The 8252-nt window shown below is 70.9% G+C and carries 7 protein-coding genes and 1 pseudogene; 4 read left to right on the top strand and 4 right to left on the bottom strand.

The annotated features are described in order from the left end of the window. Both atzF and ubiA read right to left on the bottom strand, forming a co-directional pair. Window positions 1–1422, bottom strand: a 1422-nt coding sequence (gene atzF / locus AAG801_RS38005; RefSeq protein WP_341893072.1) for an allophanate hydrolase, incomplete at its 3' end; no start/stop codon positions are given. Window positions 1423–1591: 169 nt separating this feature from the next. Then, window positions 1592–2464 (bottom strand): 4-hydroxybenzoate octaprenyltransferase, encoded by an 873-nt coding sequence (gene ubiA / locus AAG801_RS38010; RefSeq protein WP_341893073.1) that lies wholly within the window; start codon window positions 2462–2464, stop codon window positions 1592–1594. A gap of 92 nt (window positions 2465–2556) precedes the next feature. On the opposite strand from ubiA, the gene AAG801_RS38015 reads away from it, so the two are divergent. Then, window positions 2557–2955 (top strand): antitoxin Xre/MbcA/ParS toxin-binding domain-containing protein, encoded by a 399-nt coding sequence (locus tag AAG801_RS38015; protein WP_341893074.1) that lies wholly within the window; start codon window positions 2557–2559, stop codon window positions 2953–2955. An 11-nt stretch (window positions 2956–2966) separates the two neighbouring features. Then, window positions 2967–3668 carry an RES family NAD+ phosphorylase gene (locus AAG801_RS38020; RefSeq protein WP_341893075.1) on the top strand — a complete coding sequence of 234 codons (702 nt, stop codon included), beginning with the start codon at window positions 2967–2969 and terminating at the stop codon, window positions 3666–3668. Window positions 3669–3674: 6 nt separating this feature from the next. Here the strand turns inward: AAG801_RS38020 and AAG801_RS38025 are convergent, their stop codons facing one another. Continuing rightward, window positions 3675–5312: a peptide chain release factor 3 gene (locus AAG801_RS38025; RefSeq protein ID WP_341893076.1), complete on the bottom strand. Its 1638-nt coding sequence runs from the start codon at window positions 5310–5312 to the stop codon at window positions 3675–3677. 170 nt (window positions 5313–5482) lie between these two features. Here AAG801_RS38025 and AAG801_RS38030 point away from each other — a divergent pair, with 170 nt between their 5' ends. Together AAG801_RS38030 and AAG801_RS38035 are read left to right on the top strand one after the other, a co-directional pair. Further along, window positions 5483–7024, top strand: a complete 1542-nt coding sequence (locus AAG801_RS38030) for a choice-of-anchor I family protein (protein WP_341893077.1) — start codon at window positions 5483–5485, stop codon at window positions 7022–7024. 34 nt (window positions 7025–7058) lie between these two features. Then, on the top strand, window positions 7059–7949 hold the full coding sequence (locus tag AAG801_RS38035; RefSeq protein WP_341893078.1) for a DNA-formamidopyrimidine glycosylase family protein: 891 nt from the start codon (window positions 7059–7061) through the stop codon (window positions 7947–7949). An 18-nt stretch (window positions 7950–7967) separates the two neighbouring features. Here AAG801_RS38035 and AAG801_RS38040 read toward each other — a convergent pair. Continuing rightward, window positions 7968–8252, bottom strand: a pseudogene (locus tag AAG801_RS38040) (AraC family transcriptional regulator); the annotation flags it as partial.

Below are 8252 nucleotides of genomic sequence, written 5' to 3' on the forward strand. Positions count from 1 at the left end.
GGCCGGCCCGCGAGCCGGTGGCTGCGCGGGCAGCGTGCGCAGCGCACCGGTGGCCCCCAGCGGCAGCGGCGTGGCGGCCTGCCAGCCGCGCGCGAAGCGGGCGAGTGCGGCGTCGTGCCGCGGCGGCGCGATGAACGTGACGCCGAAGGGCAGCTGCGCCGCCGTGGTGCCGGCCGGCAGCGCCAGCGCGCACCAGTCGAGCAGGTTGACGAAGTTGGTGTAGTGGCCGAGCCGCGAGTTGACGCCGACCGGGTCGGCATCGATCTCGGTGAAACGCGGGTGGCCGGTGGTGGTGGGCACCATCAGCAGCTCGCAGGACGACCACAGCGCCTGCGCCTGCTGCGCCAGTGCGCGCAGCTGGTACTGCGCGACGAAGGCGTCGGTGGCGCTCATGCCGATCGCCTTCTCGATCACGCGCTTCACGGTCGGATCGAAGGCCTCGGGTTGCTGTTCGAGCAGCGTGCGCACCGCGGCGTGGCGCTCGGCGACCCAGGGGCCGTCGTAGAGCAGCGCGGCGATCTGATGCAGCGGTGCAAAGTCCAGCGGCACCACGGTGTGGCCGAGGGCCGCCAGTTGCTCGACGGCCTGCGGCCAGGCGCCTTCGTAGCCGGCGTCGCCGAAGAACAGCGGCTGCATCGGCACACCGATGCGCAGCTTCGGCGCATAGGCCATCGGCCCGGTGCCGAAGCGGCTGTAGGCGTCGTCGGCGTCCGGGCCTTCGATCGTGGCGAGCACAGCCGCGGCGTCATCGACCGTGTGCGCGAACACCGACACACAGTCCAGGCTGCGGCAGGCTGGCAGCACGCCGGCGGTGCTGACGCGCCCCGGCGTCGGCTTCAGGCCGACGAGCTGGTTGAAGCCGGCCGGCACGCGGCCCGAGCCGGCGGTGTCGGTGCCCAGCGAGAATGGCACGTCGCCGCGCCCGACCAGCACCGCCGAGCCCGAACTGGAGCCGCCACTGATGCGCTCGGCGGCCAGCGTGCTGGCCGGCCGGCCGTAGGGCGAGCGGGTGCCGACCAGCCCGGTGGCGAACTGGTCGAGGTTCGTCTTGGCGATCCACACCGCGCCAGCGGCCTCGAGCCTTTGCACCACCGTCGCGCTACGTTCGGCGCGGTGGGCGAAGGCCGGGCAGGCGGCGGTGGTGTCGATGCCCGCGATGTCGATGTTGTCCTTCACCGCGAAGGGCACACCGAACAGCGGCATCGCGGCGAGCAGCGCGTTGCGGTCGGCGTGGCCCGCGGCGGCCTGCTCGAGTGCGGCGAGGCGGGCCTGCAGCTCGGCGTCGCCGACCAGCCGGATCACCGCCGCGTCGTTCATCCGCGCTGCCAGTCGGGCGCGCAGCGTGCCCAGCAAGGCGACGGGCGAGGCACCATCGCGGTAGGCGAGCTGCCAGTCGGACACGGTGACGAGGGGCGGATTCACGGTTTTAGTGCACCTGCTGGTATACAAGCAGGGATTCAGCAGGAACCGTGCCACGGTTCGCGGACCGGGTGTTCTCCTTGGTGGGGGCGGTGGGCGTGCCGATCAGCCGGCCGCTGCGCCGGCCCGTGGCGGTGCGTCGCGCGCCGGAATGGGGCGGCCGTTCAGTCTGTCAGCGCAGCGCGAAGTCGACGACGACGCCGGCGAACACCGCGAAGCCGACCCAGTGGTTGAGCCGGAAGGCGCGGAAGCAGCCCTCGCGCGTGCGCGTGCGGATCAGCGTGTAGTGCCACAGCGCGATCGCGCTGGCGACAGCCAGGCCGGCGTAGTACGGCCAGGCCAGGCCGAGTCCAGCGCCCAACGCCGCCCAGATCGCGATGAAGGCGGCGTAGAAGGCCATCACGCCCGCCACGTCGAAGCGGCCGAGCGTGATCGCCGAGGTGCGGATGCCGATCTTCAGGTCGTCGTCGCGATCGACCATCGCGTACTCGGTGTCGTAGGCCAGCACCCAGAACAGGTTGCCCAGCAGCAGCCACCAGGCCAGCGCCGGCACCGCGCCGGTCACCGCCGAGAAGGCCATCGGGATGCCGAAGCTGAAGGCCACGCCGAGCACCGCCTGCGGCATCGAGAAGAAGCGTTTGGTGAAGGGATAGAAGATCGTCACCGCCAGCGCCGCGACGCTCCACAGGATGGTGGCGAGATTGGTGGTCAGCACCAGCAGAAAGGCAGCGAAGGCGAGCACGGCGCCGAACACCAGCGCCTCGCGTGCCGAGATCGCGCCGCTGGTCACCGGGCGCTGCGCGGTGCGCTTGACGTGGCGGTCGAACTCGCGGTCGGCGACGTCGTTGACCGCGCAGCCGGCGCTGCGCATCAGGAAGGTTCCGATCACGAAGACCGCGAGCAGGTGCCAGCCGGGGGAGCCCTGCGCGGCGATCCACAGCGCCGACAGCGTGGGCCACAGCAGCAGGTAGCTGCCGGCCGGGCGGTCCCAGCGGATCAGGTTCAGGTAGTGCGCCAGGCGCGACGGGGCGGCGAGCGTGTTCATGGCGGGATTGTGCGACGCCCGGCGAGACGACTGCACGGGCGCAAGATCTCGCCTTGCACATGAACGACAACTAGACTATTCTTTCACCTGAGATGAGCGCGATCCCCCTGCCCTCCCGCCGCCAGCCGGCCCGCGATGGTGCCGCCGAGTCCGTCGTGCTGGCCACCGCCACGCAGCGCGCCGCTGCGCTGCTCGGGCTGAACGGCGCCGCGCTGGCGCGCATCCTCGGTGTCAGCGAAGCGACGGTGTCGCGCATGCTGCGGGGCGAGCGCGGCCTGCCGCCCGAGTCGAAGGAAGGCGAACTGGCGCTGCTGCTGGTGCGGCTGTACCGCTCGCTCGACGCGCTGGTCGGCAACGACGAGTCGCGCCGCCTGGCCTGGATGCGCAGCCCGAACGACGCGCTCGGCGGCGTGCCGGCCACGCTGATCCTCGGCGCGCAGGGCCTGGTCGCCGCAGTGGCTTACCTCGACGCGATGCGCGCTCCCGTCTGAACAGGGTTCGAGTGCAAGCCTGGCGCGACGAGTGGTTCGCCACACCGCTGCGCAGCGCCACGGCGCTGCTGTGGCGCGGCGTCGAGGCGCAGCATCGGGTGGCGACGCTGCGCCTGGTCGACAGCCTCGATGACCAAGCCACGCTGGAGCGCCTGCTCGACGCCAGCAAGCCGCCGCTGCCACCGGCCGCCGAAGGATTGCACTACCTGCTGGCCACGCCCTTTCGCTACCGCTCGCCGCACGGCTCGCGCTTTCGCGGCGGGACCGACGCCGGCGTCTGGTACGGCGCGAAGGAACGCGAGACGGCCTGCACCGAAGTCGGCTACTGGCGCTGGCGCTTCCTGATCGACAGCGAGGGGTTGCGCGGTGGCGAGTTGGTCACCGAACACACCTTCCTCCAGGCGCAGGTCAAGGGCGCGGTGATCGACCTGCGCCGCGAGCCCTGGTCCGCGTCCGCGGCCTCCTGGACGCAACGCAACGACTACGGCCCTTGCCAGGCGCTGGCCCGCGCGGTGCGTGCGCAGAGCAAGGCGACGTGGATCCGCTATGCCTCGGTGCGGCGCAGCGGCGGAACGTGCGGCGCGGTGCTGGCCCCGCAGGCGCTGAGCCTGCCACAGTCGCATCGCCTGGAGACCTGGGTCTGCAAGGTCACCGCCACGCAGGCCTTGATGCTGCACGACGAGGACCGGTTGACGATCCCGATCGAAGCTTGATCGGGCTCAGGAATCCATCTGCTTGTGAAAGACCAGCCCGGCGTGCTCACGCAGCGCGTGGAAGCTGATCTTCGGCCAGTTCTCCTGCATCGCACGCAGTTCGCCGGCGTACTCGAGCAGCACGCAGGGCGCGTCGACGGCGTCGTAGGCCACGCGGTGCGAGTTGCCGTCGATGAAGCGTTTCAGTTCGCGCTCGTCGGCGGCAGCGCCCTCACCGGTCTGGCAGGTCACCCAGCGCGCCACGTTGTAGCGCGCCGGGGTGATGCGTGCCTTGCAGCCGTACTCGTGCTCGAGCCGGTGCGCCACCACCTCGAACTGCAGCTGGCCGACCGCGCCGAGCAGCAGCATCGAGCCGCCCACCGGGCGGAACACCTGGATCGCGCCCTCCTCGCCGAGCTGGGTCAGGCCGGCACGCAGCTGCTTGGTCTTCAGCGGGTCGGCCACCTCGACGCTGCGGAACATCTCCGGCGCGAAGAATGGCAGCCCGGTGAACTGCAGGCTCTCGCCCTCGGTCAGCGTGTCGCCGAGCTGCAGCACGCCGTGGTTGGGAATGCCGATGATGTCGCCGGCGAAGGCCTCGTCGAGCAGCTCGCGGCGCTGAGACAGGAAGCTGACCACCGTGTTCGGCCGCAGCTCCTTGCCCGAGCGAACCACCTTCAGCCGCATGCCGCGCTCGAAGTGGCCCGAGGCCACACGCACGAAGGCGATGCGGTCGCGGTGCGCCGGGTCCATGTTGGCCTGGATCTTGAAGACCACGCCGCTGAACTTGGCCTCGTCGGGCTGCACCTCGCGCTGGATGGCGTGGCGCGAGCCGGGGCTGGGGGCGAGGTCGACCAGCGCGTCCAGCACCTCCTGCACGCCGAAGTTGTTGATCGCCGAGCCGAAGAACATCGGTGTCTGGTGGCCTTCGAGAAACTGCTGCTCGTCGAAGGCCGGTGCGGCCTCCTGCACCAGCTCCACCTCGTTGGCGGCCTGCTCGTAGGCGGCACCGAAGCGCTGCTTCAGCGCCGGGTTGGCAATGCCGTCGACGATCTCGTCGCCGCCTTCCTTGACCCGGTCCTCGCCGGGCGAGAACACGCGCATCTGATCCTTGCGCAGGTCGAGCACGCCGCCGAACAGCTTGCCCATGCCGACCGGCCAGGTGAAGGGCACCACGCCCATGCCCAGCTCGCGCTCGATCTCGTCCATCAGCGCCAGCGGCTCCTGCACCTCGCGGTCCATCTTGTTGACGAAGGTGAGGATGGGCGTGTTGCGCGCGCGGCAGACCTGCAGCAGCCGCCGGGTCTGCGGCTCGACGCCGTTGGCCGCGTCGATCACCATCAGCGCGGCGTCCACCGCAGTCAGCACGCGGTAGGTGTCTTCGGAGAAGTCCTGGTGGCCAGGTGTGTCGAGCAGGTTGATGACGCAGTCGCGGTACTCCATCTGCATCACCGACGACGCCACCGAGATCCCGCGCTGCTTCTCGATCTCCATCCAGTCGGAGGTGGCGTGGCGCGAGGCCTTGCGCGCCTTCACCGACCCGGCGATCTGGATCGCGCCGGAGAACAGCAGCAGCTTCTCCGTCAGCGTGGTCTTGCCGGCGTCGGGGTGCGAAATGATGGCGAAGGTGCGACGGCGGCGCACCTGCGGGCTGAGTTCGGACATGGGTGGCTGCGGCGCGGCAGGGGCCGCGCGGCGCTCGGGATGGGACAGCACGGATTATCCGCCGCCGCGCCCCCACGCACCGCGCGCGGCTGCGTGCTGTCACGGCGATGTCACGGACGGGCGCGAACCTTCGCGGTTTGTCCACTCGCAACGCCATGCCGCGCCACGCCATGCACAAGCTCTCCCTGCGCCTGATCGCCTTCGCCACCACGAGCTGGGCGCTGCTGGGCGTACCGCTCGCCCAGGCCGCCGATGTGACCGTCACGCCGGTGTGGCGCTACGCCCATGCGAGCCCGCAGAAGTCGGAGATCGTCGCCTACGACCGCCACACCGACACGCTGTGGGTTGCCGGCGTCGCAGGGGTGGAGGTGCTGCACCGCAAGAGCGGCTCGCAGGCCGCCTACCTCGCGGTGGGCCACCTCGGCGCCGTCAACAGCGTGGCCATCCACGACGGCCTGGCCGCGCTGGCGATCGAGAACACCCAGGACCGCACCCGCCCCGGCGTGGTGGCGTTCTTCGACACGCGCAGCCTGCAGCAGCGCGGCGCGCCGGTGACGGTCGGTGCCCTGCCCGACATGCTCACCTTCACGCCCGACGGCCGCAGCCTGCTGGTCGCCAACGAGGGCACCCCCAATGCGCGGCCGACGCCCGCCGGGCTCGATCCGGCCGACCCGCCGGGCAGCGTCAGCATCATCGACGTGCGCTCGCGCAAGGTGAGCACGCTGGCCATTGATCCGTCCATCCCCGGCTACGACAGCCTGCGCCTGTTCCCGGCGGCCGGCACGCTGCCCACGCAACCGGCCAGCTACAGCCCCTACGGCCCCGAGCCGGAGTACATCGCCGTCGACCGGGAGGGCCGCTACGCCTATGTCGGCCTGCAGGAGGCCAACGGCATCGCGGTGCTGGACCTGCGCAAGCGTCGCTTCGAGAAGATCTACAGCCTCGGCCTGAAGGACTTCAGCCTGGCCGGCAACGAGATCGACCCGAGCGACCAGGATGGCCGCATCGAGTTGCGCAGCGTGCCGGTCAAGGGCCTGTACCAGCCCGACACCCTCGCCAGCTACGAACACCGCGGCCGCACCTACCTGGTGATGGCCAACGAAGGCGACGCGCGCGACAACGGCGACGGCGACAGCGAGGACGAGCGCCGCGGCGGATCGGGCAATGCCTCGATCGAGTACGTGCCCGACGGCACCGAACTCGCCCGCACCAACTTCTCCAACATCGACTCCGCGCGCGGCGGGCCGCTGGTCAAGTTCGGCGGCCACTCGTTCTCGATCCGCGACAACCACGGCCGCATCGTGTTCGACAGCGGCAGCCAGCTCGACGCCGAGGCGATCCGCCTGGGCATCTACGACGACGGCCGCAGCGACAACAAGGGCGTCGAGCCCGAGGGCCTGGCGCTGCTGAAGATCAAGGGCCGGGTGCTGGCCTTCGTCGGCCTGGAGCGCACGCTGAGCGCCGCCTTCGCGGTCTACGACATCACCGACCCGCATGCTGTCGAGTACATCGACATGATCGTCAGCCCGGGCGACGTGTCGCCCGAGGGGCTGAAGGCGTTCAAGGCTGGCGGCAGGTACTACCTCGCGGTCGCGAACGAGGTCAGCGACACCACGTCGCTGTTCGAGATCGCGCTGCACAAGAGGCACGGCCATGCCCGGGACGACCGGGACGAAGAAGACGAAGCGCGCGACGAGGCCGACGACCGCTGATCCGCTCCGGCCTGGCGCTGGCACACTGGCGCCCATGCCGGAACTGCCGGACATCACCGTCTACGTCGAGAGCCTGGACAGCAAGCTGCGCGGCGCCACGCTTGCGCGCGTGCGGGTGATGAACCCCTTCCTGCTGCGCACCGCGCAGCCGGCCATCACCTCCGCCGAGGGCCGGCGCGTGGCGGGCGTCGAGCGCCTTGGCAAGCGCGTCGTCATCGCGCTGGAAGGCGAACTGTTCATGGTCATCCATCTGATGATCGCCGGCAGACTGCTGTGGCTGGCCGCCGGCGCCAAGCCAGCGAAGTCCGCACTGGCTGCCTTCGAGTTCGACGCCGGCACGCTGGTGTTCACCGAGGCCGGCACGAAGCGGCGCGCCTCGCTGCACCTGCTGGCCGGGCGCGAGGCGCTGGCGGCCGCCGACCCGGGCGGCATCGAACCGCTGGCCGCGGACCTGCCTGCGTTCGCCGAACGCCTGCAGTCCGAGAACCACACGCTCAAGCGCTCGCTGACCAATCCTCGGCTGTTCAGCGGCATCGGCAACGCGTACTCCGACGAGATCCTGCACCGCGCTCGCCTGTCGCCGGTGGTGCTGACGCGCTCGCTCGATGCCGAGGCGATGCGGCGGCTGCACGAGGCCACGCGCGCGGTGCTCGACGAGTGGTCCGATCGGCTGCGCGGCGAGGCCGCGCGCAGCGGCGGCTGGCCGAAGCAGGTCACGGCCTTCCGCCCGGAGATGGCGGTGCACGGCCGCTACGGCCTGCCCTGCCCGGTCTGTGCCTCACCGGTGCAGCGCATCGTGCATGCCGACAACGAGACCAACTACTGTGCGCGTTGCCAGACCGGCGGCAAGCTGCTGGCCGACCGGGCTCTGTCGCGCCTGCTCAAGGCGAGCTGGCCGAAGCACATCGACGACATCGACCCGTGATGCGGCCTCGGCGCGGCGTCAGTCCGCCAGAAACGGCTTGACCACGGCGAGCAGCCGCTCGACGTAGGCGTCCTTCTCGCCCACCGGGGCGGCGTAGTGCAGGGCTTGCGCGGCCGCCTCGACGCCGGCGCGCTTGGACATCATCCACGCGGCGAGGTACTGCGCGGAGAGGCAGCCGCCCGCCGTGGCGACCGGGCCGCGCGCATGGAAGGGCGCGTCGATCACCCGCACGCCGGCCTCGATCACCCAGGGCTTGGTGGTCAGGTCGGTGCAGGCCGGCACATCGGCGATCAGCCCGAGCCG

It is taken from the genome of Variovorax sp. YR752, from assembly GCF_943372545.1.

What these genes read in the sequence shown, in the direction of transcription:
- AAG801_RS38030 (WP_341893077.1), top strand. Translation starts at nt 5,483, where the DNA reads ATGCACAAGCTCTCCCTGCGCCTGATCGCCTTCGCCACCACGAGCTGG.
- AAG801_RS38025 (WP_341893076.1), bottom strand. Translation starts at nt 5,312, where the DNA reads ATGTCCGAACTCAGCCCGCAGGTGCGCCGCCGTCGCACCTTCGCCATC.
- ubiA (WP_341893073.1), bottom strand. Translation starts at nt 2,464, where the DNA reads ATGAACACGCTCGCCGCCCCGTCGCGCCTGGCGCACTACCTGAACCTG.
- AAG801_RS38035 (WP_341893078.1), top strand. Translation starts at nt 7,059, where the DNA reads ATGCCGGAACTGCCGGACATCACCGTCTACGTCGAGAGCCTGGACAGC.
- AAG801_RS38015 (WP_341893074.1), top strand. Translation starts at nt 2,557, where the DNA reads ATGAGCGCGATCCCCCTGCCCTCCCGCCGCCAGCCGGCCCGCGATGGT.